The sequence below is a fragment of the Cupriavidus sp. GA3-3 genome (genome assembly GCF_000389805.1).
GTDB classification, from domain to species: domain Bacteria; phylum Pseudomonadota; class Gammaproteobacteria; order Burkholderiales; family Burkholderiaceae; genus Cupriavidus; species Cupriavidus necator_D.
Map to the genome: position 1 here is coordinate 80,614 of NZ_KB944465.1, position 25,370 is coordinate 105,983.

General features: G+C 67.4%; 25 protein-coding genes and 1 tRNA gene. 16 read left to right on the forward strand and 10 right to left on the reverse strand.

Annotated features, from left to right (window positions below; genetic code table 11):
- Window positions 1-10: 10 nt before the first annotated feature.
- Window positions 11-595 carry a 5-formyltetrahydrofolate cyclo-ligase gene (locus C265_RS06635; RefSeq protein ID WP_010813337.1) on the reverse strand — a complete coding sequence of 195 codons (585 nt, stop codon included), beginning with the start codon at window positions 593-595 and terminating at the stop codon, window positions 11-13.
- 105 nt (window positions 596-700) lie between these two features.
- Between C265_RS06635 and C265_RS06640 the strand changes: the two genes are divergently transcribed.
- From C265_RS06640 to C265_RS06655, 4 genes are all read left to right on the forward strand, one after another.
- Complete coding sequence (locus tag C265_RS06640) at window positions 701-2,653, forward strand: lytic transglycosylase domain-containing protein (RefSeq protein WP_010813338.1); 1,953 nt, start codon at window positions 701-703, stop codon at window positions 2,651-2,653.
- 106 nt (window positions 2,654-2,759) lie between these two features.
- Window positions 2,760-3,782 (forward strand): complex I NDUFA9 subunit family protein, encoded by a 1,023-nt coding sequence (locus tag C265_RS06645; RefSeq protein WP_010813339.1) that lies wholly within the window; start codon window positions 2,760-2,762, stop codon window positions 3,780-3,782.
- 185 nt (window positions 3,783-3,967) lie between these two features.
- Window positions 3,968-4,666, forward strand: coding sequence for a glutathione S-transferase family protein (locus C265_RS06650; RefSeq protein WP_010813340.1), 699 nt, complete (start codon window positions 3,968-3,970; stop codon window positions 4,664-4,666).
- Window positions 4,667-4,720: 54 nt separating this feature from the next.
- Window positions 4,721-5,956, forward strand: a complete 1,236-nt coding sequence (locus tag C265_RS06655; protein ID WP_010813341.1) for a multifunctional CCA addition/repair protein — start codon at window positions 4,721-4,723, stop codon at window positions 5,954-5,956.
- 188 nt (window positions 5,957-6,144) lie between these two features.
- On the opposite strand, the gene C265_RS06660 is transcribed toward C265_RS06655, so the two are convergent.
- The 4 genes from C265_RS06660 to C265_RS06675 are packed head-to-tail and all read right to left on the reverse strand — an operon-like array spanning window position 6,145 to window position 8,376.
- Window positions 6,145-6,582 carry a universal stress protein gene (locus C265_RS06660; protein ID WP_010813342.1) on the reverse strand — a complete coding sequence of 146 codons (438 nt, stop codon included), beginning with the start codon at window positions 6,580-6,582 and terminating at the stop codon, window positions 6,145-6,147.
- A gap of 41 nt (window positions 6,583-6,623) precedes the next feature.
- Complete coding sequence (locus C265_RS32770) at window positions 6,624-6,911, reverse strand: hypothetical protein (protein ID WP_010813343.1); 288 nt, start codon at window positions 6,909-6,911, stop codon at window positions 6,624-6,626.
- Between the two features lie 54 nt (window positions 6,912-6,965).
- Window positions 6,966-7,160 (reverse strand): DUF2905 domain-containing protein, encoded by a 195-nt coding sequence (locus tag C265_RS06670; protein WP_010813344.1) that lies wholly within the window; start codon window positions 7,158-7,160, stop codon window positions 6,966-6,968.
- A 16-nt stretch (window positions 7,161-7,176) separates the two neighbouring features.
- Window positions 7,177-8,376 (reverse strand): class I SAM-dependent methyltransferase, encoded by a 1,200-nt coding sequence (locus tag C265_RS06675; protein WP_010813345.1) that lies wholly within the window; start codon window positions 8,374-8,376, stop codon window positions 7,177-7,179.
- A 15-nt stretch (window positions 8,377-8,391) separates the two neighbouring features.
- On the opposite strand from C265_RS06675, the gene C265_RS06680 reads away from it, so the two are divergent.
- The 3 genes from C265_RS06680 (at window position 8,392) to ttcA (ending at window position 10,788) form a co-directional block, all read left to right on the forward strand.
- Window positions 8,392-9,246 carry an SDR family oxidoreductase gene (locus C265_RS06680; RefSeq protein WP_010813346.1) on the forward strand — a complete coding sequence of 285 codons (855 nt, stop codon included), beginning with the start codon at window positions 8,392-8,394 and terminating at the stop codon, window positions 9,244-9,246.
- An 86-nt stretch (window positions 9,247-9,332) separates the two neighbouring features.
- Entirely contained in the window at window positions 9,333-9,734 is a 402-nt protein-coding gene (locus C265_RS06685) for a dihydroneopterin aldolase (protein WP_011614433.1), read from the forward strand.
- Window positions 9,735-9,843: 109 nt separating this feature from the next.
- Entirely contained in the window at window positions 9,844-10,788 is a 945-nt protein-coding gene (gene ttcA, locus C265_RS06690; RefSeq protein ID WP_010813348.1) for a tRNA 2-thiocytidine(32) synthetase TtcA, read from the forward strand.
- A gap of 64 nt (window positions 10,789-10,852) precedes the next feature.
- Here the strand turns inward: ttcA and C265_RS06695 are convergent, their stop codons facing one another.
- Window positions 10,853-11,680 (reverse strand): DUF6279 family lipoprotein, encoded by an 828-nt coding sequence (locus C265_RS06695; RefSeq protein WP_010813349.1) that lies wholly within the window; start codon window positions 11,678-11,680, stop codon window positions 10,853-10,855.
- Between the two features lie 290 nt (window positions 11,681-11,970).
- Between C265_RS06695 and glmU the strand changes: the two genes are divergently transcribed.
- Window positions 11,971-13,335 (forward strand): bifunctional UDP-N-acetylglucosamine diphosphorylase/glucosamine-1-phosphate N-acetyltransferase GlmU, encoded by a 1,365-nt coding sequence (gene glmU / locus C265_RS06700; RefSeq protein ID WP_010813350.1) that lies wholly within the window; start codon window positions 11,971-11,973, stop codon window positions 13,333-13,335.
- Window positions 13,336-13,452: 117 nt separating this feature from the next.
- Window positions 13,453-15,291, forward strand: coding sequence for a glutamine--fructose-6-phosphate transaminase (isomerizing) (gene glmS, locus C265_RS06705; protein ID WP_010813351.1), 1,839 nt, complete (start codon window positions 13,453-13,455; stop codon window positions 15,289-15,291).
- 76 nt (window positions 15,292-15,367) lie between these two features.
- Here glmS and C265_RS06710 read toward each other — a convergent pair whose 3' ends face one another.
- Entirely contained in the window at window positions 15,368-15,781 is a 414-nt protein-coding gene (locus C265_RS06710) for a helix-turn-helix domain-containing protein (protein WP_010813352.1), read from the reverse strand.
- Window positions 15,782-15,791: 10 nt separating this feature from the next.
- Here C265_RS06710 and C265_RS33070 point away from each other — a divergent pair, with 10 nt between their 5' ends.
- A complete protein-coding gene (locus C265_RS33070) occupies window positions 15,792-15,926 on the forward strand; it encodes a hypothetical protein (protein ID WP_256375517.1) in 135 nt (44 codons plus the stop codon).
- Window positions 15,927-15,955: 29 nt separating this feature from the next.
- Here C265_RS33070 and C265_RS06715 read toward each other — a convergent pair whose 3' ends face one another.
- Window positions 15,956-16,897 (reverse strand): LysR family transcriptional regulator, encoded by a 942-nt coding sequence (locus C265_RS06715; RefSeq protein ID WP_010813353.1) that lies wholly within the window; start codon window positions 16,895-16,897, stop codon window positions 15,956-15,958.
- Between the two features lie 106 nt (window positions 16,898-17,003).
- Between C265_RS06715 and C265_RS06720 the strand changes: the two genes are divergently transcribed.
- The 4 genes from C265_RS06720 (at window position 17,004) to C265_RS06735 (ending at window position 19,686) form a co-directional block, all read left to right on the forward strand.
- Window positions 17,004-17,996: a tripartite tricarboxylate transporter substrate binding protein gene (locus C265_RS06720; RefSeq protein WP_010813354.1), complete on the forward strand. Its 993-nt coding sequence runs from the start codon at window positions 17,004-17,006 to the stop codon at window positions 17,994-17,996.
- A gap of 294 nt (window positions 17,997-18,290) precedes the next feature.
- Window positions 18,291-18,767 carry a bacterioferritin gene (gene bfr / locus C265_RS06725; RefSeq protein WP_010813355.1) on the forward strand — a complete coding sequence of 159 codons (477 nt, stop codon included), beginning with the start codon at window positions 18,291-18,293 and terminating at the stop codon, window positions 18,765-18,767.
- Window positions 18,768-18,849: 82 nt separating this feature from the next.
- Window positions 18,850-18,924: transfer RNA gene (locus C265_RS06730), tRNA-Cys, on the forward strand.
- Window positions 18,925-19,242: 318 nt separating this feature from the next.
- The gene (locus C265_RS06735; protein ID WP_010813356.1) at window positions 19,243-19,686 is read left to right on the forward strand and encodes a GNAT family N-acetyltransferase; all 444 of its coding nucleotides are present in this window, start codon (window positions 19,243-19,245) and stop codon (window positions 19,684-19,686) included.
- Window positions 19,687-19,710: 24 nt separating this feature from the next.
- On the opposite strand, the gene dmeF is transcribed toward C265_RS06735, so the two are convergent.
- Together dmeF and C265_RS06745 are read right to left on the reverse strand one after the other, a co-directional pair.
- Window positions 19,711-20,700: a CDF family Co(II)/Ni(II) efflux transporter DmeF gene (gene dmeF / locus C265_RS06740; RefSeq protein ID WP_010813357.1), complete on the reverse strand. Its 990-nt coding sequence runs from the start codon at window positions 20,698-20,700 to the stop codon at window positions 19,711-19,713.
- 376 nt (window positions 20,701-21,076) lie between these two features.
- Window positions 21,077-22,537 (reverse strand): PLP-dependent aminotransferase family protein, encoded by a 1,461-nt coding sequence (locus C265_RS06745; RefSeq protein WP_010813358.1) that lies wholly within the window; start codon window positions 22,535-22,537, stop codon window positions 21,077-21,079.
- A gap of 329 nt (window positions 22,538-22,866) precedes the next feature.
- On the opposite strand from C265_RS06745, the gene C265_RS06750 reads away from it, so the two are divergent.
- Window positions 22,867-24,198 carry an aspartate aminotransferase family protein gene (locus C265_RS06750; protein WP_010813359.1) on the forward strand — a complete coding sequence of 444 codons (1,332 nt, stop codon included), beginning with the start codon at window positions 22,867-22,869 and terminating at the stop codon, window positions 24,196-24,198.
- Window positions 24,199-24,306: 108 nt separating this feature from the next.
- Window positions 24,307-25,370: CoA-acylating methylmalonate-semialdehyde dehydrogenase (mmsA, locus tag C265_RS06755; protein WP_010813360.1), on the forward strand; the 1,064-nt coding region annotated here is incomplete at its 3' end.

Below are 25,370 nucleotides of genomic sequence, written 5' to 3' on the forward strand. Positions count from 1 at the left end.
GAACAGGACACTAGAACTGACCGGATTCCGTAACGATCCAGTCCATGGCAATGTCATGCGGCTGCGCCTGCAACGGTAGCCGGCAGCTTTCGTAGCCAATGCCGATCGCTACTGGCCGCTGCGCCATGGCCGCCAGCGTGCGGTCGTAGAAGCCACCGCCGTAGCCCAGGCGGAACTTGTCCGGGCTGAAACCGACACAGGGTATGAGCAGCGCATCGGGCGTCACGGCCTCGGTGCCGTCCGGCACCGGGATGCCGTAGTGGCCGGTGGCCATGGGCGTGTCCGGTGTCCACAGGTGGAAATCCAGCGGCGCGCCCGGGCGGCTGACCGACGGCAGCGCGGCGCTGCGGCCAGGCATGGCGGCGAGCCAGCGGCCCACCGCGTCGCGCGCATCGAACTCCTGCTGGATCGGCCAGTAGAAACCCAGGCAGCGCACGCCCAGTCCGGCCAGCAATCCGGACAGCGCGGCGGCGATGCGTGCGTCGGCTTCGGCGCGTGCGGGCAGGGCGGCGCGTTGCGCCAGCAACTGCGTGCGCAGTGCACGACGGTCGGCGGCGGCGGGGTTGGGTGCGGTCGTGACAGGAGTGGATGACATGGCGTGGGATAATGCCCCTCGTCCGAACCAACACGAACGGCGGAACCGCGGCTGGGCACAAGATTGCAGGCGCCGGCGCCGCCGTCATCGACAAGGAAGCAAAGAATGCTGAAGGGAGTATATCTGCAGCGTGCCGGCCGGGCCGCCTGGATCGCGCTCGCATGTGCACTGCTTGTCACGCCCGTCCATGCGCAGAAGCGCCCGCAGGCGGTGTCGCGCCCGCAGGCGGCGGTGATCCCGAGCGATCCCGACGAGGCCTTCACCGCGCTGCGCGAAGCCGCGCGCAAGAACGACGTGGAGCGTGCCTACGCGATCTCGGCCACGCTGGTGGACTACCCGGTCCCGTCCTATGTCGAGTACTTCCGCATCAAGCCGCAATTGTTCGACGCCAGCGGCCTGGCGCGCATCGATGCGCCCGACGACCAGGTGCGCGTGTTCCTGCAGCGCTACAAGGGCGACGCCATTGCCGACCGCATGCGCAATGACTGGCTGCTGGTGCTGGGCAAGAAGCGCGACTGGGCCAATTTCGATGTCGAATATCCGCAGTTCGCGCTCAAGGACGATACCCAGGTCGAGTGCTATGCGCTGCTGTCGCGCGCGCTCAAGGGCCAGAACGTGGCCGCCGATGCGCGCAATGTGCTGAGCGACCCCAGGTACTACGGCGAAGGCTGTGTCGACCTGATCGGCTACCTGGCGCAAAGCCAGCAGATCCAGCGCAGCGATGTCGCCTACCAGGCGCGGCTGGCGCTGGAGCAGAACTATGTCACGCTGGCCGGCAAGATCGCCGCGCTGGTGCCCGACGCGCGCGCGGATGGCGATACGCTCGCCACCATCGTCAAGATGGCGCGCAGCGACCCGTCGCAGGCTGCCGCCTACCTCGGCACGGCCCAGGGCGCGCTGTCGCGCGACGAGCAGGGCGCGGCCTGGGGCGTGATCGGCCAGTTCGCGGCCAGGAAGCTGTTGCCCGACGCGGCCGGCTACTACCGCCGCCAGATGGACCTGGGCGGCAACCAGTGGCTCTCCGACGACACCCAGGAATGGCGCGTGCGCGCCGCGCTGCGCCAGGGCGACTGGAAGCAGGTGCGCCAGGCGGTGGAGCTGATGCGCCCCGAACTGCGCGCCAAGGACCCGGCCTGGATCTACTGGTATGGCCGCGCGCTCAAGGCCGACGGCCGCGACACCGAGGCCCAGCAGAACTTCCAGCAGATCGCCGGCCAGTTCAACTTCTACGGGCAGCTGGCCAGCGAAGAGCTGGGCAACCGCATCACGCTGCCGGCGCGCACCACCGTCAGCGACGCCGAGGCCATGGCCATGCGTTCGCGCCCCGGTTTTCAGCGGGCGCAGAAGTTCTACAACATGAACCTGCGCTTCGAAGGCAACCGCGAGTGGAACTGGGAACTGCGCAATATGAGCGACCGGGAGCTGCTGGCCGCGGCCGAGTATGCGCGCCGCCTGGAGCTGCTGGACCGCACCGTCAACTCCGCCGACCGCACCCGCAACGAACATGATTTCACGCTGCGTTTCCTGATGCCGTACCGCGACATCATGCAGCGCGCCACCGACGATGTCGGCCTTGACATGGCGTGGGTTTACGGCCTGATCCGCCAGGAATCGCGCTTCATCATGAATGCGCGCTCGTCGGCGGGCGCACATGGCCTGATGCAGGTGATGCCGGCCACGGCCAAGTACGTCGCGCGCAAGATCGGCATGAACGACTTTTCGCCATCGATGATGGGCGATCCCAATATCAACATCCTGCTTGGCACCAATTACCTGAACATGGTGCTGACCGACCTGGACAGCTCGTGGACGCTGGCTTCGGCTGCGTACAACGCCGGCCCGGGCCGGCCCAAGGCCTGGCGCAGCACACTGGTGCGGCCGGTGGAAGGCGCGATCTTTGCAGAGACCATTCCGTTCAATGAAACGCGCGGCTATGTGAAGAATGTGCTTTCCAACGCCACGTACTATGCTGCATTGATGAGTGGCCGTCCGCAGTCGCTGAAATCGCGCCTGGGCATGGTCGCGCCGTCGGCGGTGACTACCACCAGCCTGCCCTGAAATTGCCCCTGCGGGGGCGGGCAGGACGGGCCCTGCCGGGACGATCCGGCGGGCCCGGGCTGGCTCAGGGTGCCGCGGCGTGCAGTTTTCTTGGCACGGAGGCATCATGCAGACCAGCAACGTCCTCATTATCGGTGGCGCCGGCTTTATCGGCAGCCACCTCGTCTCGCGCCTGGCCGGGGCTGCCTCGGCCTCGGGCGCGCCGCTTGAGCCTGGCGCCAACCCCGATTCCCCCATCGCCCCCGACCGCATCGTGGTCGGCACGCGCAATATCGAGCACGCGCAGCACCTGCTGCTGCTGCCGCGCGTGGAAGTGGTGGAGCTGGGCCTGGCCGACAATGCCGCGCTGGACGACGCCATCGGCTCGCTGGGCGTGGATGGCATCGTCGTCAACCTGGTGGGTGTGCTGCACGGCGAGCGCGCCGACCCCTACGGCGAAGCCTTTGCCAGCGCGCATGTGGAGATGGTGCGGCAGATCGCGGCGTCATGCCTGTCCACCGGCGTGCGCCGGCTGTTGCATATGAGCGCGCTGGGCGCGGACAGCAATGGGCCGTCGATGTACCTGCGCAGCAAGGGCGACGGCGAGCGCGTGGTGCGTGCCAGCGGGCTGGACTGGACCATCTTCCGGCCCTCGGTGGTGTTCGGCCCCGACGACCATTTCCTGAACCTGTTCGCCCACATGCAGCAGATGGCCCCGGTGGTGCCGCTGGCGTGCGCGCATGCGCGCTTCCAGCCGGTATTCGTGCAGGATGTGGTGCAGGCCTACCTGAATGCCATGGTGAACCCGGCAACCATCGGCCACGGCTATGAGTTGGGCGGCCCGCGGGTCTATACACTGGAAGAGCTGGTGCGCTTTGCCGGCCGCGCTTCCGGGCATCCGCGCCCGGTGATCGCGCTGCCCGATGCGCTGGCACGGGTGCAGGCCACCATCATGGAGCATATGCCGGGCGAACCGATGCTGTCGCGCGACAACCTCGACTCGATGCAGCTCGACAATGTGCTGGAGCACCCGGTCGCACCCGAACTGAACCTGCATCCGGTCAGCCTGGAGTCGGTCATGACCGACGCGCTGGCCGGGCGCAACCGCGATACCGCGATGACGCATATGCGGGCCAGCGTGCACCGCTGACGCGCCGGCAGCCCGGTGCGCCCTATGTGACCGGATTTCATATCGGTTGCTAGCGCAATTCACTTTGACGCGGGCGGCAGCACTGGCAGAATGACCAGTCCGGCGCGCGGCCGCCACGCCGTCCTGCAGGCGGCAGGCGCCGCGCCTGCGCCGTCTCCCTCCGTTTCCTCCCCCAAGGACCCACGATGAAGCTTGTCATCGGCAACAAGAACTATTCCTCCTGGTCGCTGCGTCCGTGGCTGTTGCTGCGCCAGGCCGGCATTGATTTCGAAGAAGTGCAGGTGCGCCTGTTCACCGGCAGCTTCGCCGCCGAGATCGCGCGCTACTCGCCCGCGGGCAAGGTGCCGGCGCTGGTCGATGGCGAGGTCACGGTGTGGGATTCGCTGGCGATCTGCGAATACCTGGCCGAGCGTTTCCCGGAAAAGAACCTGTGGCCGGCCGAGCGCGCCCAGCGCGCGGTGGCGCGCGCCGTCTGCGCCGAGATGCATTCGGGCTTCGGCAACCTGCGCAGCCAGTTGCCGATGAACGTGACCGCGGTGCTGCCCGGGCGCGGCTGGAACGTGGCCGTGCAGCGCGACGTGGAGCGCATCGCCGCGATCTGGGAAGGGCTGCGCCAGCAGCACGGCGCCAGCGGGCCGTTCCTGTTCGGCGAGTTCACCGTGGCCGACGCGTTCTTTGCGCCGGTGGTGAGCCGCTTTGCCACCTACGGCATCCACCTGCCCGATGACGCCGAGGACGCCAAGGCCTACGCCGACTTCATGCTGGCGCTGCCGGCAATGCAGCAATGGATTGCCGGCGCACGCGAGGAGCGCGACTTCCTGGCCGACGACGAACCCTACCGGCTGGCCCCTGATCGTCCCGATGCGATAATCATCAACCACTGAGCAATACCGCCGGCGGGCCAGGTCCGGGCGCCGGCCCATGATGAGGCCAGAACGATGCAGGTGTATGCCGTCGGCGGCGCGATCCGCGACGAATTGCTGGGCAAGCCCAGCCAGGACCGCGACTACGTGGTAGTGGGCGCGACCCCGGCGCAGATGGAAGCTGCCGGCTACAAGCCGGTCGGCAAGGACTTCCCGGTGTTCCTGCATCCGCGCACCAAAGAGGAATACGCGCTGGCCCGCACCGAACGCAAGACGGCGATGGGCTACAAGGGCTTTGCCTTTTATTGCGAGCCCGATGTCACGCTGGAAGACGACCTGGTGCGGCGCGACCTCACCATCAACGCGATGGCGCGCGCGGTCGATGCCGACGGTAACCTGACCGGCCCGGTCATCGATCCGCACGGCGGCCAGCGCGACCTGGCCGCGCGCCTGTTCCGCCATGTCTCCGACGCTTTTGCCGAAGACCCGGTGCGCATCCTGCGCGTGGCCCGCTTTGCCGCGCGCTTCCATGAATTCGGCGTCGCCGCCGAGACCATGCGGCTGATGCGTGAGATGGTCGCCGCGGGCGAGGTCGACGCGCTGGTGCCCGAGCGCGTCTGGCAGGAGCTGGCGCGCGGGCTGATGGAAGCGAAGCCGTCGCGCATGTTCGAGGTGCTGCGCGAATGCGGCGCGCTGGGGCGGCTGCTGCCCGAGCTGGAGCGGCTGTGGGGCGTGCCCCAGCGCGCCGATTACCATCCGGAAATCGATACCGGCGTGCACGTGATGATGGTGATCGATCAGGCCGCCGCCATGGGCGCGCCGCTCACGGTGCGCTTTGCCGCGCTGGTGCATGACCTGGGTAAGGGCACCACGCCCGCGGACGTGCTGCCGCGCCATATCGGTCACGAATCGCGCAGCGCGCAGCTGCTCGAAGACGTCTGCGTGCGCCTGCGCGTGCCCAATGAATGCCGCGACCTGGCGCTGGTGGTGGCGCGCGAGCACGGCAATATCCACCGTTCGCAAGAGTTCAGCGCCGCGGCGGTGATGCGCCTGCTCGAGCGCTGCGATGCGCTGCGCAAGCCGGCACGCTTCGCCGAGGCGCTGCAGGCCTGCGAGGCCGACCTGCGCGGGCGCAAGGGCTTCGAGTCGAGCGCCTACCCACAGGCGGCGCGCCTGCTGGCGGCGCTGGAGGCGGCGGCGGCGGTCGACGCCGGCGCTATCGCGCGTGCCTGCGGCGATGACGTCGGCCAGATCCGCGACCGTGTCCAAGCGGCGCGCGTGGCGGCGGTGGCGGCGCGCATCGGCGGTTGAGCGCAGCGCACCGGGCGCACCGGCGCGCTAGGTCCTGTTCCGCAGATAACTTGCCAAAGTGAAATTGTCCAGTTGGCTGTCAGGCTAGGCGCGAGGAGGCGCCATAGCCGTAGCTATGGCAACGACGAGCAACGACGCACGGCGGCCAACTGGGCGATTTCATGGCAAGGTATTTGCGGAACAGGACACTAGCGGTAGACCAGCACCGGGATCTTCGTGTGCGTGAGCACCTTCTGCGTCTCGCTGCCGATCACCAGCGCCTGCATCCCGCGCCGCCCGTGCGAGGCCATCACGATCAGGTCGCACTTCCTTGCCTCGGCCTCATCGACGATGGCCTGGAAGATGTGGTCGCCGGTGGGGCAGGCGATTTCGCAGGGCACGCCGGCCGCGGCAGCCTCCTGCACGATCGTCGCCAGGTAGGCCTCGGCCTGCCGGTAGGCTTCCTGCATGAAGCGTTGCCGGGTTTCCTGGAGCATGGCGGTCTGCAGGCGCATCACGTCATAGTGCGCAACGACCTGGATCGCGGTAAGGCGGGCCTGTATCGAGCTGGCCAGCGCGATGGCTTTGCGGTAGGCCGTATCGGACAGGTCCGAGCCGTCGACCGCTACGAGCAGATGCTTGAACATTTGGATCTCCTTGTAAGGCGTCACCGCGCCGCAGCAGTGGTTCAGGCGCCAAGAAACAACCTGCCGACCTCCGGGTCCCGGCCCAGTTCGCTACCCGTTCCGGCCATGGCCAGCTGGCCGGCCACCAGGACATAGCCGACCTTCTCCGTATCGAACGAGCCGGCACGCTCGAAGGCGTCGGCGAAGGCCAGCACCGCGGCGGTGGACCCGGCTGCCTGGTATGGCGCCTCGTAGCGGTACTCCTTCTCGAAGCGCTGCGCATACTGGTCGGCCGTGCCGAACCAGCGGACCTTGTAGCTCAGCGTGCGGTCCCATTGCGAGCCGCACACCGCGAATTCGGCACTCTTGCCGAATTGCCGCTGCCGTCGAAGGGATTCCGAAAACTACAGCAGCTTGCCGATCGCCAGCGCCATCAGCGAAATCAGGATCGTCGACGCAAACGGAAGCACGAATTCGCGCCCGAAAACGCGGAAGCGCACGTCGCCGGGCAGCCGTCCCAGTCCGATCCTCTGCAGCCATGGCAGCGCCGCGGACAGGATGATCACGCTCAGGAAAATGGTCAGGGTCCAGCGCAGCATGGCGGCTCCGGTGCCGTTACAAGGTATGGCAGCGGTCGCCGCGGGTAAAGCCGTCCATCGGTTCGCTGTCGTCCAGGCCGCGCGTGAGCGCGATCACCTTGAACAGCTCGCCCATCTCGGCTTCCGACAACAGCTTCTGCACCGCATTGGCCTGCGGCAGGAAGGCGCGGGCGTCGGACGGGTCCAGCGCCATCAGCAGCTCGGTGATGCCTGCATTCATCAGGAAGCGCGCCTGCGAGGCAAAGCCCGCCACGGTCAGTCCCGCATCCACCGCGGCGAGCGCAATGCCGCTGAAATTCACGTGCGCGGTGATGTCCTGCAGGCCCGGGTACAGGAACGGGTCCGGGTGCGCATGATGGCGGTAGTGGCACATCAGCGTGCCGCCGGCGCGCTGCGGGTGGTAGTACTCGCCCGCCGGGAAGCCGTAGTCGATAAAGAAGGCCGCGCCGCGCGCCAGCATGGCGCCGACCGCGCGGATAAAGCCCTCGGCCTCGGCATGGGTCTCGGTGACGAGGTCGTGGTCGCCGGGGATGGCGCGCAGTGCCTCGGGCATGTCGGCATCGGCCAGCGGGCGGTCCTCGAAGCGGAAGGCGGGGGCGGCATCGTCGCTGCGCGCTACGCTGTGCACTACGCCGCGCTCATGCCAGCGGCCGCCGCTGCGTGCGTAGAGCTGCACCGGCATCGCATCCAGCACTTCATTGCCGACGATCACGCCTTCAAAGCTGGCCGGCAGCGTATCGAGCCAGGTGACGCGGTCCGCCAGGTGCGGCGCGCGCTGCGCCAGCGTGGCCTGCTGGCGCGCACGCAGTTCGCCCGACAGCTCGACGATGGCGTACGTGTCCGGCAACTGGCCTTCCTGCTCCAGCCCCAGCAGCAGGTCCGCCGCCAGCCGGCCGGTGCCGGCGCCGAATTCCAGCATGCGCGGCAATCCCTGTGCCATCAGCGGCGCGAACTGGCGCGCCAGCGTGCGCGCGAAGAAGGGGCTCAGTTCCGGGGCGGTGATGAAGTCGCTGCCGTCGCGGGCATCGCGCCCGAACTTGGCCGAACCGCCGCTGTAATAGCCCAGGCCGGGCGCGTACAGTGCCAGCGCCATATAGCGGTCAAAGCCGATCCAGCCGCCGGCCGCATCGATGGATTCGCCAATGCGGGCCGTAAGGGTATCGGACGCGGCCTGCGCGTCGGCGGGGGGAAGGGGTAAACTAGCGGCTTTCTGCATCCTGCGATTGTAGCAATGCCCGCATCCAAGACTCCTGCCAGCCAGACCGCTGACCAGACCCATAGCCAGACTGGTAGCCAGCGCGCCACCGCCCGCGGCGTGGCGCTGGTGACCGGCGGCGCGCGCCGCCTGGGCCGCGCCATCGCGCTTGAACTGGCGGCGCAGGGCTGGGACGTGGCCGTGCACTGCCATCGCTCGGTGGACGAGGCCGAGGCCCTGGCCACGCAGATCCGCGCGCTGGGCCGCCGTGCCGCGGTGCTGCGCGCCGACCTGGCCGACGAGGCCGCCACCGGCCGCCTGGTGGCCGACTGCACCGCCGTGCTGGGCGTGCCCGCTTGCCTGGTCAACAACGCTTCGCTGTTCCAGTACGACGTGGCGACCAGCTTCTCATATGCGTCGCTGGATACGCATATGCGCACCAACGTCGCCGCGCCGCTGCTGCTGGCGCGGGAACTGCACAAGGCGCTGGGCGCCGCCGCCGGCAAGGACAAGGCCGCCGAACCGCGCGGGGTGGTGATCAACCTGCTGGACCAGAAGCTGGATAACCTGAATCCGGACTTCCTGTCCTACACGCTGTCCAAGGCCGCGCTGCAGACCGCCACGGTGCAGCTGGCCCAGGCGCTGGCGCCGCGCCTGCGCGTGGTGGGCGTGGCCCCGGGTATCACGCTGGTGTCGGGCGAGCAGTCCGAGCAGAGCTTCCGCCGCGCGCACCGGGTGACGCCGCTGGGCCAGTCATCCACGCCCGAGGACATCGCCCAGGCGGTGGCCTACCTGGCGCAGGCGCGCGCCGTGACCGGCACCACGCTGTATGTGGACGGCGGCCAGCACCTGATGCCGCTGGCGCGCGACGTGATGTTCCTGACCGAGTAAGCTGGAAGCCAGCAACCGAATACCGTAGTGCCTGATGTGCCGCGCCCGCCGGGCGCGGCTTCCTTTTCCCCCTCAGCAGCCCGCTCATGACCATGCTCGCCGCCCTTTCCCACCCCAGCCTGCAAGACTGCCGACGCATGTTCCTGCGCAACTACGAAGTGCAGATCAATATCGGCGTGCACGAATTCGAGAAGAAGGGCGAACAGCGGGTGCTGATCAATATCGACCTGTTCGTGCCGCTGGCGCAGAGCACCCCGCAGGCCGACAAGCTCGACGAAGTGGTCGACTACGACTTCATGCGCAACACCGTGGCCGAGCGCATGGCGCAGGGCCACGTGCACCTGCAGGAAACCTTGTGCGACGACGTCGCGCGCGCCATGCTGAAGCATCCCAAGGTGCGCGCGGTGCGTGTCTCGACCGAGAAGCCCGACGTGTACCCGGACTGCGATTCGGTCGGCGTCGAGGTCTTCCATATCAAGCAGGCCTGAGTCGCGGTTCCACTGGCGCCAGCACCGTGCGGGCGCCTAAAGTAAAATGTTGCCCCTTCGCGCCGCGCCGGCCATTCCATCCGGCGGGCGCCACGCAACAGGATGCTCCATGAGCCACTCTAACAACTTCTACCGCCTCGAGACGAGGCTGCAATCGCAAACCGGCAAGGCCATCGGCGACTTCGGCATGATCGAGGACGGCGACACCGTGCTGGTCTGCATGAGTGGCGGCAAGGACTCGTACACCATGCTGTCGGTCCTGATGGCGCTGCAGAAGCGCGCGCCGATCAAGTTCAAGCTGATCGCGATGAACCTGGACCAGAAGCAGCCCGGCTTCCCGGAACACATCCTGCCGGAGTACCTGAAGTCGGTCGGCGTGGAATATGTGATCGTCGAGGCGGATACCTACTCGATCGTCAAGGAGAAGGTGCCCGAGGGCAAGACCACCTGCTCGCTGTGCTCGCGCCTGCGCCGCGGCGTGATCTACCGCACCGCCAAGGAGCTGGGCGCCAACAAGATCGCGCTGGGCCACCACCGCGACGACATCGTCCAGACCTTCTTCCTGAACATGTTCTTCGGCGGCAAGATGAAGGCGATGCCGCCCAAGCTGTCGACCGACGACGGCCAGCACATCGTGATCCGCCCGCTGGCGTATTGCTCGGAGAAGGACATCGCGTCGTACGCGCGCGCCATGGAATTCCCGATCATCCCGTGCAACCTGTGCGGCTCGCAGGAAAACCTGCAGCGCAAGAAGGTCAGCGAGATGCTGCAGGACTGGGAGCGCCAGAACCCGGGCCGTATCGACAATATCTTCTCGGCGCTGCGCAACGTGGTGCCGTCGCACCTGGCCGATATCGACCTGTTCCCGTTCACCGGGCTGGCCACCGGCCTGGCCAAGGTGGATGAGGCGTCACTGTTCGGCGAAACCACCTTCCAGCAGCAGCCGCTGATGTTTGCCGGCAACGTGGAAGAGAACCGGATGGAGTTCGTGCGCTTCGAGCGCCCGCCCGCGGCTGCTGCGGCACCGGCGGCGGAGCAGGCCGGCACGCAGTAGCGCCAGCGCCCGCCGCATGGAAAAACGCCCGCTTGCGCGGGCGTGCTTCGTTTTGGGCAGGGCTTCAGTTTGTCGCCGCCGACTGCACCGGGGCGTTTGCCTTCTCGCGTATCAGCGCATGCGTGTCGTCGATCCATTTCTGGAACCGGTCTTGCGCATGCGCTTTCTGCTGCGGCGTGGTCATGTTGGCGATGGCCACGGTCAGCGCGATGCCCGCATTGATGCTGGCCTCGTGGCTGGCGGCATGCTTGGCTGGCGGGTTCTGCCAGTATTCGCGGAAGCGGCGCAGCACGTCTATCACCTGCGCCTTGGGCGGCTGCGTGGCCTGCACGTAGCGCACCATCCTGAGCCATTCCTGCTGCCGGGCGACGCGCTCGGCGTAGCGCGCCTCGGCATTCTGCACCACCGGGCCCATCCTGGCGCGGATGGCCTTTTCCTGATCGCTGGAGAAGTTGCCGTAGACCAGCCTCGCGTAGTCCATCACCTTGTCATAGCGCGCTTCCTCGCGCTCGGCAGGGTCTGGATTCAGGAATTTCTTGCGGTACTTGGCATTGCCCTCGGCAAATTTCTTTTCCATGCGGCCGATCTGCTCAGGCGTCAGCGTCAGCAACAGGTCGGCGAGGTCGGGCATCGCCTGTTCGAACGACTTGCGCGCCAGTTGCTGCGAGGCATCCTGGAAGTGCTCGACCGTGGCCGGGGTCACCGGTTGGCGCACGTCGGCCTTGGCCTGCTGCAGCAAGGTGGCGATTTCCGGCAACTGCGCCTTGCGATGCCAGGCAAAAAAGCGTGCAATGGCCTCGCGCGTGAGCGGTTCCTGGGCCGTGCTGACATCGACGTAGTTGTCGATCCACCAGTAGGCCAGGTGGTCACCCTGCTGGTATCCCAGCTTCATGGCGCTGCAGGCGCACAAGGCCGCCGCGCCCAGAATCGCGAAAATCCGCCGGGCCCAGCAATTGTGAAATTCGGAAACGACGGTCTGATGCGCAGAAACCGCCATGTTAAAATCGGCGCGCATCGCAACCGGGCCACCCAGATGACTGCCAGCCAAGTCCTGGCAAGGGTTTGCGGGATTATGCGCAGGCCTGGCTGCAGGTTTTCGCCAAGCCTGGCGGCGCAGTCCGCCAAACACCCGGCTGGCGTTTTCAAGAATATTTTCGGACACACTCACTTAGGGGTCTCCTTGTGAATATCGTCATTCTCGCCGCGGGCATGGGCAAGCGGATGTATTCCGATTTGCCCAAGGTACTGCACCCGGTAGCCGGGCGGCCCATGCTCGCGCATGTCCTGGACACCGCACGTGCGCTGTCGCCGTCGCGGCTGGTGGTCGTGGTCGGCCACGGTGCCGGGCACGTGCGCGAGGCCGTTGCCGCCGACGATGTCGCCTTTGCCGAACAGCCCCAGCAGCTGGGCACGGGCCATGCGGTGATGCAGGCACTTCCCTTGTTGGACGACAGCCAGCCCACGTTGGTTCTGTATGGTGACGTGCCGCTCACCAGCGCTGCCACGCTCCAGGCACTCGTGGCCGAAGCCGGCACCCAGCGCTTTGGCGTGCTGACCGTGGAAATGCCTGACCCGACCGGCTATGGCCGCATCGTGCGCGATGCCGCGGGCAGCATCGTCCGCATTGTCGAGCAGAAGGACGCCAGCGAGGCCGAGAAGGCAATCCGCGAGATCAACACCGGCATTATCGTGTGCCCCACCGGCCACCTGCGCAAGTGGCTGTCGACGCTGCGCAACGACAATGCCCAGGGCGAGTACTACCTGACCGACACGGTCGAGCGCGCCGTGGCCGATGGCGTGGAAACCGTCTCGGCCCAGCCGGCGGCGATCTGGGAGACACTCGGCGTCAACAGCAAGCTGCAGCTGGCCGAGGTCGAGCGCATCCACCAGGGCAACCAGGCCCGGCGGCTGCTGGAAGCCGGCGTGACGCTGCTGGATCCGGCCCGCATCGACGTGCGCGGCGAACTGAGCTGCGGGCGCGACGTCACCATCGACGTCGGCTGCGTATTCGAAGGGCGCGTGCACCTGGAAGACGGTGTGCGCATCGGCGCCCATTGCGTGATCCGCAACAGCGCCGTCGGCGCCGGCGCCCAGGTGCACCCGTTCTGCCATATCGACGAGGCCAGGGTTGGCCCCGCCGGGCGCATCGGGCCGTACGCGCGGCTGCGCCCCGGCACCGAGCTGGGCGAGGACGTGCATATCGGCAACTTTGTCGAGGTCAAGAATGCCCAGGTGGCCGCGCACAGCAAGGCCAACCACCTGGCTTATGTGGGCGATGCCACGGTGGGGTCGCGCGTCAATATTGGCGCGGGTACCATCACCTGCAACTATGACGGCGTGAACAAGCACCGCACGGTGATCGAGGACGATGTCTTTATCGGCTCCGACACCCAGCTGGTGGCCCCGGTGACGGTGCGCCGCGGCGCCACGCTGGGCGCCGGCACCACGCTGACCAAGGAGGCGCCCGCCGACAAGCTGACGCTGTCGCGGGCCAAGCAGCTGACCATCGACGCCTGGCAGCGGCCGGTCAAGCAGCCGAAGAAGTAAGCGTCAGAGGGCCGCCCGCGGGCGGCCAGGGCACGCGCCGCCTCGGCGAGGCGGCGCCACAGGATTCATACCGGCGCCTGAGGTCTACGGGCAGGCGCCAGCAAACGGGGGTTCAGCATGTGTGGCATCGTCGGCGCGGTTTCCACGCGCAATATCGTTCCGGTCCTGATCGAAGGGCTGCGCCGCCTGGAGTATCGCGGCTATGACTCGTGCGGCGTCGCCGTCGTGCGCGACGATGCGGTCGAGCGTGCGCGCACCGTGTCGCGCGTGGCCGACCTGGACGCGCAGACGCAGGCTTCCGGCCTGTCCGGCTTCACCGGCGTGGCGCATACGCGCTGGGCCACGCATGGCAAGCCCGATACCGTCAACGCGCACCCGCACCTGTCGGGCGAGACCATCGCGCTGGTGCACAACGGCATCATCGAGAACTACGAGCCATTGCGCGAAGAACTGCGCGCGGTCGGCTACGGCTTTGAATCGCAGACCGATACCGAGGTGGTTGCCCACCTGATCCACCAGGCCTACACCTACCCCAGCAGTGCCACGCGCGGCGACCTGTTCGCCTCGGTGCGCGCGGTGACCAAGCGCCTGCACGGCGCCTACGCCATCGCCGTGTTCGCCAAGGACCAGCCCGGCCGCGTGGTCGGCGCGCGCGCCGGTTCGCCGCTGGTGGTGGCGCTGGGCGAGAACGAGGCCTTCCTGGCCTCCGACGCGCTGGCTGTGGCCGGCACCGCCAACCGCATCATCTACCTGGAAGAGGGCGATGTGGTCGAGCTCACGCTGGACGGCGTGACCATCCACGACGTCGACGACCATCCGGTCGAGCGCGAGGCGCGCGTGGTCGAAGCGCACGCCGCGTCGGTGGAGCTGGGCCCGTACCGCCACTTCATGCAGAAGGAGATCTTCGAGCAGCCGCGCGCGCTGGGCGACACGCTGGAAGGCATTGAAAGCATTTCGCCGGAGCTGTTCGGCAGCGGCGCCGCCGAGGTCTTTGCCGGCATCGACAGCGTGCTGATCCTGGCCTGCGGCACCAGCTACTACTCCGGCTGCACCGCCAAATACTGGCTGGAGAGCATTGCCAGGATCCCGACCCAGGTCGAGGTCGCCAGCGAATACCGCTACCGCGAGACCGTGCCCAATCCGCGCGCGCTGGTGGTGGTGATCTCGCAGTCCGGCGAGACCGCCGACACCATGGCCGCGCTGCGCCATGCGCGCGCGCTTGGCCACGTGCACACGCTGGCGGTCTGCAACGTGGCCACCAGCGCCATGGTGCGCGAGACCGAGCTGCGCTTCCTGACGCGCGCCGGCACCGAGATCGGCGTGGCCTCGACCAAGGCCTTCACCACGCAGCTGGCCGCGCTCTACATGCTGACGCTGGCGCTGGCCAAGGTGCGCGGCCTGCTGACCGAAGACGCCGAGGCCAAGGCCCTGACCAACCTGCGCCACCTGCCCGCCGCGCTGCATGGCGTGCTGGCGCTGGAGCCGCAGATCATCGCCTGGTCGGAAGACTTCGCGCGCCGCGAGAACGCATTGTTCCTCGGCCGCGGACTGCATTACCCGATCGCCCTGGAAGGCGCGCTCAAGCTCAAGGAAATCTCCTATATCCATGCCGAGGCCTACCCGGCGGGCGAGCTCAAGCACGGCCCGCTGGCACTGGTCACCGAAGCCATGCCGGTGGTCACCGTCGCCCCCAACGACGCACTGCTGGAAAAACTCAAGTCCAACATCCAGGAAGTGCGCGCCCGCGGTGGCCGCCTGTACGTGTTTGCCGACAGCGACACCCAGATCCAGTCGTCCGACGGCATCCAGGTGATCCGCCTGCCCGAGCACTACGGCGATCTCTCGCCGATCCTGCACGTGGTGCCGCTGCAGCTGCTGGCCTACCACACGGCCTGCGCGCGTGGCACCGACGTGGACAAGCCGCGTAACCTGGCGAAGTCAGTGACGGTGGAGTAAGGCGCGGGCAGCCCCGCTGCGCTTGCTGGAAGAACCAAGAGGCCCCGCGGGGCCTCTTGGCATTGGCGGCGCGTGGCTATGCCACGTACAGCAGGAACGCCCGTGCCATCTCCATATCCAGCCGCCGGTCCGACAGCGCAAAGGTGCTGTCGCGGTTGATCAGCGCGTACAGCAGCGTGCCGGCCAGCGCCTGGTGCGCAAAGCGGATGCGCAGTTCCAGTTCCGGCGAGGCGCCCGCCGGGTGGAGTTGCGCAAGCGGCTCGGCCATGCCCTTGCGCAGCGTGGCCAGCACCAGGGCTTGCAGCGCCCTGAAATAGCTATCCTTGCCTTCGAAGCGGCTGTAGAACGCGCCGGTCGTGACGCCGGCCTGCGCGCAGATTTCCTGGATCGAGACCTGTTCCAGCGTGCGCTCGCGCAGCAGCCGGCGGCCGGCTTCCAGCAGCAGCGTGGTGCGCAGGCCACGCGAATAGCGCGGTGCGATCCTCGCCATCGACGCATCGGTGTCGTCGCTGGCCGGCGTGCTGGTGGCGCTGGCCGGGCTGTACGTGGTCAACCCTGAGCGCTCGCGCCGCCGGCTGGCCGCGCACCTGCCGTCGCGTGTCGAAGCTGTGCAGCCCGCGGTCGCTGCTGGCTGAATCCCCAACTCCCGGGCCATGACCTGGGCCTACAGCGCGGCACCGCCGCCGGCTTGCGCCACTGCTTCATGCACCAGCGCCGCGAAGACGCGCATGGCCGGCGACGGTGAGCGCCCGGCCAGCGACACGATCCCATACTGCGCCCTCAGCTCGGTTGGCGGGTGCATCGGCAGGGCCACGGCCAAGCCTTGCGCGCAGGCCTCGGCCATCATCGCCACGGGTACCAGCGCCACGGCATCGACGGCCAGCAGCAGCGAGCGCAGCGCGTGCATGTCGTTGCAGGTGACGGTCATCAGCCCGGGCGCGTCCTCGGAAACCGGGCCGCTGCCACCGCTGGCTTGATGCAGTGCCTGCCGGAAGAAGCGCAGGATATGCGCCGGCAGCCGCGTCCCTGCCACCGGATAGGCGCGCAGCTCGGCCAGGGTGACTTCGCGCTGCCGCGCCAGCGGGTGCCCGCTGCGCACGAAGAATGCCGTTTCCAGTGCCGGCAGCCGGTCAATCTGCAGGTGTCCCAGTTCCGCCAGGCTGCGGCTTTCGCCTACAAAGACATCGAGGCGTTCCGCTTCGAGCGAACGCCGCATGGCCGGCGTGTCCGCGGTCTCCAGGTCGATGCGCAGATGCGGGTAGCGCCGCACCAGCGTCTCGAGCACGGGATCGAGCAGGAACGATGCCGCGAACGGCCCGAAGCCCGCGCGGATCGTGCCGATCTCTACTTCCTCCAGCAGTTGCAGGTCGCGCCGCAACTCGCGCTGTTCGCGCAGCATGCGGCGCGCGCGTTCGAGCGCCAGCATGCCCGCCGCGGTTGGCCGCACCTTGCCGTAGCTGCGGTCGATCAGCGGCCCCAGGTCCGCTTCCAGCGCCTGGATGCTGCGGGTGAGCGCCGGCTGCGACAGGTGCAGGGCGCCGGCGGCTCGGGCAAAACTGCCTTGCTCGACCAGCGTGACGAAGTGATGCAGCTGCCTTAGACCCATGAATTAATCATTCTTGCATCAAAAACTGAAAAATATTGCATTGGACGTAATTTCTCAAGCCAGCTAACGTTGTCCTCCAAAACCATAAAGACGACCTGGAGACGACATGAACCGACGCGCATCGCTCGCGCTGGCCGCTGGTGGGCTGATTGGCGGGCTTTCGCTCAGCCTGGCCCTGCCCGCCGCGGCACAGACCTATCCCGCCAAACCGATCCGCATCGTGGTGCCTTATGTGGCCGGCGGCGGCACTGACACCATCGCCCGTGCCATGGGCGAAAAGCTCAGCAAGCGCCTGGGCCAGCCCGTGGTGGTGGACAACAAGGCGGGCGCCTCGGGCATCATCGGCACCGACGCCGTGGCCAAGGCCGCGCCGGATGGCTACACGTTGTTGATGACCCTGACGCAGTCGGTGCTGACCAACCAGTTCCTGTACCAGAAACTGCCCTACGACCCGCGCAAGGACCTGACCATGATCAGCGTGCTGGCCGATGCGCAGCTGGTGCTGGTGGCCCATCCGTCGGTGCCGGCGCGCACCGTGCGCGAGCTGGGCGATTACGCGCGCAGCCGGCCGGGCAAGCTCAGCTATGCCTCGTGGGGCGTGGGTTCGCTGTCGCACCTGAGCGGCGCCTACTACAGCAAGCTGGTGCATGGCCAGGCCGCGCACGTGCCCTACAAGGGCGAGGCGCCGATGATGCAGGACCTGCTGGGCGGGCAGGTGCAGTTCGGCTTTGCCAGCATCCTGACCGCCAAGCCCTATATCCAGAGCGGCAAGCTCAAGGCGCTGGCGGTGACCGGCACGCAGCGCAGCAGCGCGCTGCCTGACATGCCCACCTTCGCTGAGTCCGGCATGCAGGACAGCGCCTTCAAGACCGTCGGCTGGATCGGCCTGGTGGCGCCGGTGGGCGTGCCCGCGCCGATTCTCGCCAGGCTTGAAGGCGAAGTGCGCGCCATCCTGCAGGCGCCCGACATGCAGGAGCGACTGGTCGCGCTGGGGCTGCGCACGGTGGGCAGCTCGCCGGCCGAGGCGCAGGCGCTGTATGCGCGCGACTGGCCGGTGCTGAAGACGCTGGTGGCGGATTCGGGCGCGAAGCTCGACTGATTTTCACGGGTGGCTCCCGATGGCGGGCGGCGCGGCAATTGCCGTGTGCGCCCGCTCTTCTATTTGCACGATGCCGAGCGAAGCGCTTTTGAAAACCGAATGGAAACCATTGGTATTCGCATCCGCAATGGCGCGTGAAAACCCGGCGAAAATGCGGCGGCGAGGCCGAATCTGCTTGATGTCCGCTCTTGCCGGACTACCATGAAGTTCGCGGCGGGATAATCACTGCGGGGTTTTCGTGATTACGAAAATGAGAGTGGGTCCATCGGTTTTGAGGGGGCGTTGGGGGCAGTCATGAAAAGCGACAAAAAGGTGATCCAGTTGCTCAATGGCCAGCTACGCCATGAGTTGACTGCGATCAACCAGTATTTCCTGCATGCCCGCATGTACCGGCATTGGGGGCTCGGTGCGCTGGGCAAGCACGAGTACGAGGAATCGATCGAGGAAATGAAGCACGCGGACAAGCTGATCGAGCGCATCCTGCTGCTCGATGGCCTGCCCAACCTGCAGGACCTGGACAAGCTGCTGCTCGGCGAGAACACCGAGGAGATGCTCGGCTGCGACCTGAAGCTCGAACAGGTGTCGCAGGCCAGCTGCAAGGAAGCGATCAAGTTCTTCGAGTCAGTCGGCGATTATGTTTCGCGCGAGATCGTGGTCGATATCCTTGCCGACACCGAGGAACATATCGACTGGCTCGAGGCGCAGCTGGAACTGGTGAACAAGGTCGGGTTGCAGAACTACATCCAGTCCGCGATGGGCGGCATCGGCTAGCCTTGCCGTCTCCTGCAAAGATTTCCATTTCCCGCTACACTGCGGCCCGCAGCACGTAGCGTCGCACAGACGCGGCGTCAGCGGCGGGGTGGCAGAGTGGTGATGCAACGGCCTGCAAAGCCGTATACGACGGTTCGATTCCGTATCCCCGCCTCCAGTTTTCTTTGCCCGGCACAAGTTGCCGGGCAGTCTTGCGTGCGCCCGCGCAATTTCCCCCATTTTCATACGCGTGTCACAGGGACCTTTCATGCACGGCAGCCATGTCGTGGTGCGCGTAGTTGCCGTGATCGCGAGGGCCATTTCGGACACCTCTGTTCCGTTACTTCCCCAATAGAACAACGCCACTGAATCGGGTAATGTTGCCTGCCAGGCCACATGGCCTGCGTGCAACCCGTGCCGCCGGATGGCGGCACAACCATGTCCGGGCTTCCATGGTGTCCCCGTCGCGAGGTGATGTGAGAAAGAGAGGCTCCAGATGATCAAGGACTTGCGGATCCGGGCGGCCATGCCCTCGGACGCGCCAGCCGTGGGCAGCGTGCTGGAACGCTGCGGCCTGCCCGTGGACGATGTGGCCCGCTTGCTCGAGCACTTCCACGTCGCCATCCTTGGATCGCAGATCATTGCTTGCGCTGCCGGCGAGCGTTTCGGCGAGACCGTGGTGATCCGCAGCGTTGCCGTATTGCCGGAACACCGCGACCAGGGCGTGGCCACGCATGTGGTGCGCGCCGCGCTGATGCGCGCACGCGCCAACGGCGCGCGGCGCGCGGTGCTGCTGGCCTCAAGCTGCCCGAGCTATTTCTCGCGTTACGGTTTTACGCTGGTGCCGGCCGCGAAGCTGCCGGCCGAGGTCATGTCATCGAGCGAATTCCACCGCCATACCGATACGCCGCCGCTATGCATGTGGTGCGAGTTGGACTGAACCCGCAAGCACCGCTGGCACGCCTCAGTGCGCGCCCTCGCAGCGGCTGATCTCCACCGTCACGTGCACCAGTTCCTCATGCACGGATAGCGCCTCGCGCACGCGCTGCGGGGTCAGCGCCGGATCGTGCGTGACCAGGCAGGCGATGCAGGCAAACTGCTGCCGACCCACGCGCCAGACATGCAGGTCGGTCACACTGGTGCGCTTCTCGCCGTTGGCGTCGGCAGGGTCCAGGCCCGCCAGCACCTCGCGCACTTCTTCCACCACCGGGTGGTCCATCTCGCGGTCCAGCAGCACGGCGCCGCTCTGGCGCAGGAGGCAGACGGCCCACCTGCCGACCAGCGCGGCGCCCACCAGACCCATCACCGGATCCAGCCACGCCCAGCCCAGCCACCAGCCGCCGGCCAGCGCGACCAGCGCCAGCACCGAGGTCGCGGCGTCGGCCAGCACATGCATGTAGGCGGCGCGCAGGTTGATGTCGTGGTGGTGGCTGTGGCCGTGATCATGGTCGTGGCCGTGGTGATGGTGGCCATGGTCGTGCCCGTGGTCGTGTCCGTGCGCATGGCCGCCCAGGATCAGCGCGCAGCCCAGGTTGACCAGCAGGCCGAGCGCGGTCACGGCCATGGCCTCGCGGTAGTGGATGTCCTGCGGGCTGAGCAGCCGCTCGACCGAGCCGGCCGCCATCAGCGCCGCGATGCCAAGCAGGAACACCGCGCTGGCAAAGCCGGCCAGCACCTCGATCTTCCACGTGCCGAAGGCAAAGCGCCGGTCGCCGGCGTAGCGGCGCGCGGCGGCGTAAGCGAAGGCCGACAGGCCGATGGCCAGCGCGTGCGAGCTCATGTGCCAGCCATCGGCCAGCAGCGCCATCGAGTTGAACCAAAGGCCGGCAGCGATCTCTACCACCATAGTGGCGGCGGTGATCGCCATCACCAGGCGTGTGCCGCGTTCGGCGGCGCGGTTGCCGGCGTCGAAGGCGTGGCTGTGGGTCCAGGCGGACAGGTCGTGGCTATGCATGGTCTGGTTTTGCTGCGCTGAGAGCTGAAATCGTCACCCCGTGTGGGGCAATGCAGGCACAAGGGTAGCAGAGCCCCGGCGCTTCGGCGGCCGCGTCCCTGACGGCTGCAGGGACAGCTGGCGCGTACTTTGTGTGCTCCCTGCGGTACAAATAGACCCTGGCTGCCAGCCGGGAATCCATGCTGTCCTTACATACATTCATGAATGGATGTATGATTTAGCGAAAAATTCACACTGCCTCCACGACTTTGTTGTCCATTCCAAGATGAGTTATCGCTTTATCGCTATCTGCCTGACCGCCTGGCTGGGACTCTGCGCCACCGCGGGCTGGCTCGTCGAGCGCCTCTGGAGCTGACCGCTCCATGCTGCCCGGGTGCTACGCCGCGCGCGGCGCCTGCGCCAGGCGGTCGAAGAACTGCCACAGCTGTGGCGCATCGCCGGTGGCCACGTTGAAGCGGATCCATGGCGAATCGGTCTCGTCCGGCTCGAAATACGACCCTGGCGCGAGCCAGATGCCATGCTCCAGCGCCAGCGTGGCGAGGCGGTTGCCGTGCAGCGGCCCGCCGCGGCGGCTGGCCTGCAGCCGCGCCTGCGCCGCCTCGGTCAGGCGCGCCCAGGCGAACATCCCGCCCTCGGGGCGCAGCAGCACTTCCAGCCCGTGGGCTTCCATCTTTTCCGTCACGCGATCCTGCTGCGCACGCAGCCGCTCGGCCAGCGCCGCCACATGGCGGCCGTAGTGGCCGCTGGTCAGCACCGAGTAGACCAGCCGCTCGGTGACTTCCGATGAGGTCAGGCCGACCGCCATCTTGGTGCGCGCGAAGGCCTTGGCCAGGTCGGGGCTGGCGGCCAGATAGCCGACACGCAGCGACGGCGTGATGGTCTTGGAAAAACCATTGATGTAGACCACCTGCGACAGCCCGTCCATGGCCGCCAGCATCGGCGAGCCGGCCGGCGCCAGCTCGCGGTAGATATCGTCCTCGACCACCAGCAGCCGGTGCTGCTCGGCCAGCTGCAGCACGCGGAAGGCGTTCATGCTGCTCAGGCTGGCGCCGGTCGGGTTCTGCAGCACGGTATTGATAAAGAGCGCGCGCGGGGCATGGGCGCGGATGGCATCGTCCAGCGCGTCGGTATCCAGCCCCGCCGCCGAGCGCGGCACGCCCACCACGCGCAGCCCCGCCAGCCGCAGGATCTGCAAGAGGTTGCAGTAGCAGGGCGATTCCACCAGCACCCTGTCGCCGGCACGCAGCAGTGTGCGCACCACCAGGTCCAGCGCCTGCGTGGCGCCCTGCGTCAGTACTACCTGCTGCGCCTGCAGCGGGATGCCGTACTGGCCCAGGCCGGCGGCGATATGCTCGCGCAGCGGAGCAAAGCCATACGGATGGCCGTAGCCCGACAGCTGCGCCGCCGGCACCCGCGCCGAGGCGCGCATGGCCTGGTGCAGCCCTTCCTCGTTGAGCCAGTCGCCGGGCAGCCAGCCGGCGCCGGCTTTGATCGGCACCGAGTGGTCGGCGAACACATCCGACAGCAGCCACGCTGCGTTCAGTCCCGGCGCCTCCCATTGCGGCGCGCGCGCGTGCCCAGCCGGGGCATGGCGATGTGCAACCGTATAGCCCGAGCCCGGGCGCGCCGCCAGGTAGCCCAGCGCCGTCAGCCGGCCGTAGGCCTCGGCCACGGTGAAGGTGCTGACATGGTGGTGCTGCGCAAAGCGGCGCACCGAGGGCAGGGCGGTGCCGGCGCGCAGCGCGCGCTGCTCGACCAGTGCGGCGATGCCGGCGACGATCTGCTCGGTCAGGGTGTCGCCGTCGCGGCGGGTGCGGGTCAGGTTCAGGGTCAGCATCAGGCACTCGGGCAGGCGTGAACCTGTACAGTTTAGCGGCTGGAGGCAGGCCAGGATGCGGTGGTCTTCCGCAAAGCGAAATTTGCCGCAGTGCAGCGTGGGACGGCGTACCGCGGTCCAGAGCGGTCGTGGCACAGCGGCGGGCTGGCGGCACCCCGATGACGCTTGCCTGTACGGTTTGGCGTGTTCAAACTGCACGGTAAGGCAATCTTGTCCGGACTGTATATTTTGTCGGCCAGACGCCGCCGGTAGAGTGGCCCTCATTGCCGCCGCGCTGCCAGTCAGCGTGCCACCAGCCAATCCGACCCGATTCCCCCTTAGGAGGACGTATGGACGCCGCCAAGACCGTGATTCCCGATCTCGATGCCCTGTGGATGCCCTTCACCGCCAACCGCCAGTACAAGGCGGCGCCGCGCCTGCTGGCGTCGGCCAGCGGCATGTACTACACCACCCACGACGGCCGCCAGATCCTGGACGGTTGCGCCGGCCTGTGGTGCGTGGCTGCCGGCCACTGCCGCACGGAAATCGCCGAGGCGGTAGCGCGCCAGGCCGCCACGCTGGACTATGCGCCGCCGTTCCAGATGGGCCATCCGCTGTCGTTCGAGGCCGCCACCAAGGTGGCCGCGATCATGCCGCAGGGGCTCGACCGCATCTTCTTCACCAACTCTGGCTCGGAGTCGGTCGACACCGCGCTGAAGATCGCGCTGGCCTACCATCGTGCACGCGGCGAAGGCCAGCGCACGCGCTTTATCGGGCGCGAGCGCGGCTATCACGGCGTGGGCTTCGGCGGCATGGCTGTGGGCGGCATCGGCCCCAACCGCAAGGCGTTCTCGGCCAACCTGATGCCGGGCACCGACCACCTGCCGGCCACGCTGAATATCGCCGAGGCCGCCTTCTCCAAGGGCCAGCCGCAATGGGGCGCGCACCTGGCCGATGAGCTGGAGCGCATCCTCGCGCTGCACGACCCGTCCAACGTTGCCGCCGTGATCGTCGAGCCGCTGGCCGGCTCCGCCGGCGTGCTGGTGCCGCCGGTCGGCTACCTGGAAAAGCTGCGTGAAATCACCAGCAAGCACGGCATCCTGTTGATCTTCGACGAGGTCATCACCGCCTTCGGCCGCCTCGGCGCCGCCACCGCGGCCGAGCGCTTCAAGGTCACGCCGGACCTGATCACCATGGCCAAGGCGATCAACAACGCCGCGGTGCCGATGGGCGCCGTCGCCGTGCGCCGCGAAGTGCATGACACCGTGGTCAATTCGGCTGCGCCGGGCGCGATCGAGCTGCTGCATGGCTACACCTACTCCGGCCACCCGCTGGCCGCGGCTGCCGCCATTGCCACCCTCGACTTGTACCAGCGCGAAAACCTGTTCGGCCGCGCCGCCGAACTGGCGCCGGTGTTCGAAGCCGCGGTGCACGGCGTACGCGGCGCGCCGCACGTGAAGGACATCCGCAACTATGGCCTGGTCGCCGGCATCGAGCTGGAGCCGCGTCCCGGCCAGCCCGGCGCGCGCGCGTATGAGGCCTTCCTGAAGTGCCTGGAACTCGGCGTGCTGGTGCGCTACACCGGCGACATCCTGGCGTTCTCGCCGCCGCTGATCATCTCTGAAGCCCAGATCGGGGAACTGTTCGATACGGTGAAGAAGGCGCTGCAGGACATCAAGTAAGCGGCGCGCGCCGCATCGCATTGCCGCCGGACCTGCGGGTCCGGCCTCCCTGATTGCATGCCGGGGGCGCGCTGACTTGCGTGCCGCGGCTATCGAAGGAAATCCCAAGTGAGCATCGCAGAAAACCGGCAACTGGCCGAGATCCACCATTTCATCGGCGGCGCTGTGCGCCGCGCCGGCGGCCAGCGCCTGGCGGACGTGTTCAACCCCGCCACCGGCGAAGTCGCAGCACGCGTGGCGCTCGGCACCACGCAGGACGTGGCCGACGCCGTTGCCGCCGCCCATGCGGCATTCCCCGCCTGGGCCGACACCCCGCCGCTGCGCCGCGCGCGCATCCTGTTCAAGTTCAAGGAACTGCTCGACCAGCACCACGACGACCTGGCCGCGCTGATCACGCGCGAGCACGGCAAGGTGTTCTCGGACGCCAGGGGCGAAGTCACGCGCGGCATCGAGGTGGTGGAATTCGCCTGCGGCATCCCCAACCTGCTCAAGACCGATTTCACCGACAACATCGGCGGCGGCATCGATAACTGGAACCTGCGCCAGCCGCTGGGCGTGGTGGCCGGCATCACGCCGTTCAACTTCCCGGTGATGGTGCCGATGTGGATGTTCCCGGTGGCGCTGGCGTGCGGCAATACCTTCGTGCTGAAGCCGTCGGAACGTGATCCGTCGCCGAGCCTGCTGATTGCCGACCTGCTGCGCCAGGCTGGTTTGCCCGATGGCGTGTTCAATGTCGTGCAGGGCGACAAGGAAGCCGTCGATGCATTGCTTGCGCATCCGGATGTGCAGGCGCTGTCGTTCGTCGGCTCGACGCCGATCGCCGAGTACATCTACACGGAAGGGACCAGGCACGGCAAGCGCGTGCAGGCATTGGGCGGCGCCAAGAACCACCTGGTGGTGATGCCCGATGCCGATCTCGACCAGGCGGTCGATGCGCTGATCGGTGCCGCGTATGGTTCTGCCGGCGAACGCTGCATGGCGATCTCGGTCGCCGTGGCCGTGGGCGATGTCGCTGACAAGCTCGTGCCGCGCCTCGCCGAACGTGCGAGCTCGCTGAAGATCCGCAACGGCATGGAGTCCGACGCCGAAATGGGTCCGCTGGTAACCGCTGCGCACAAGGCGAAGGTGGAGGGCTATATCGCCAAGGGCGTGGAAGAGGGCGCGACGCTGGT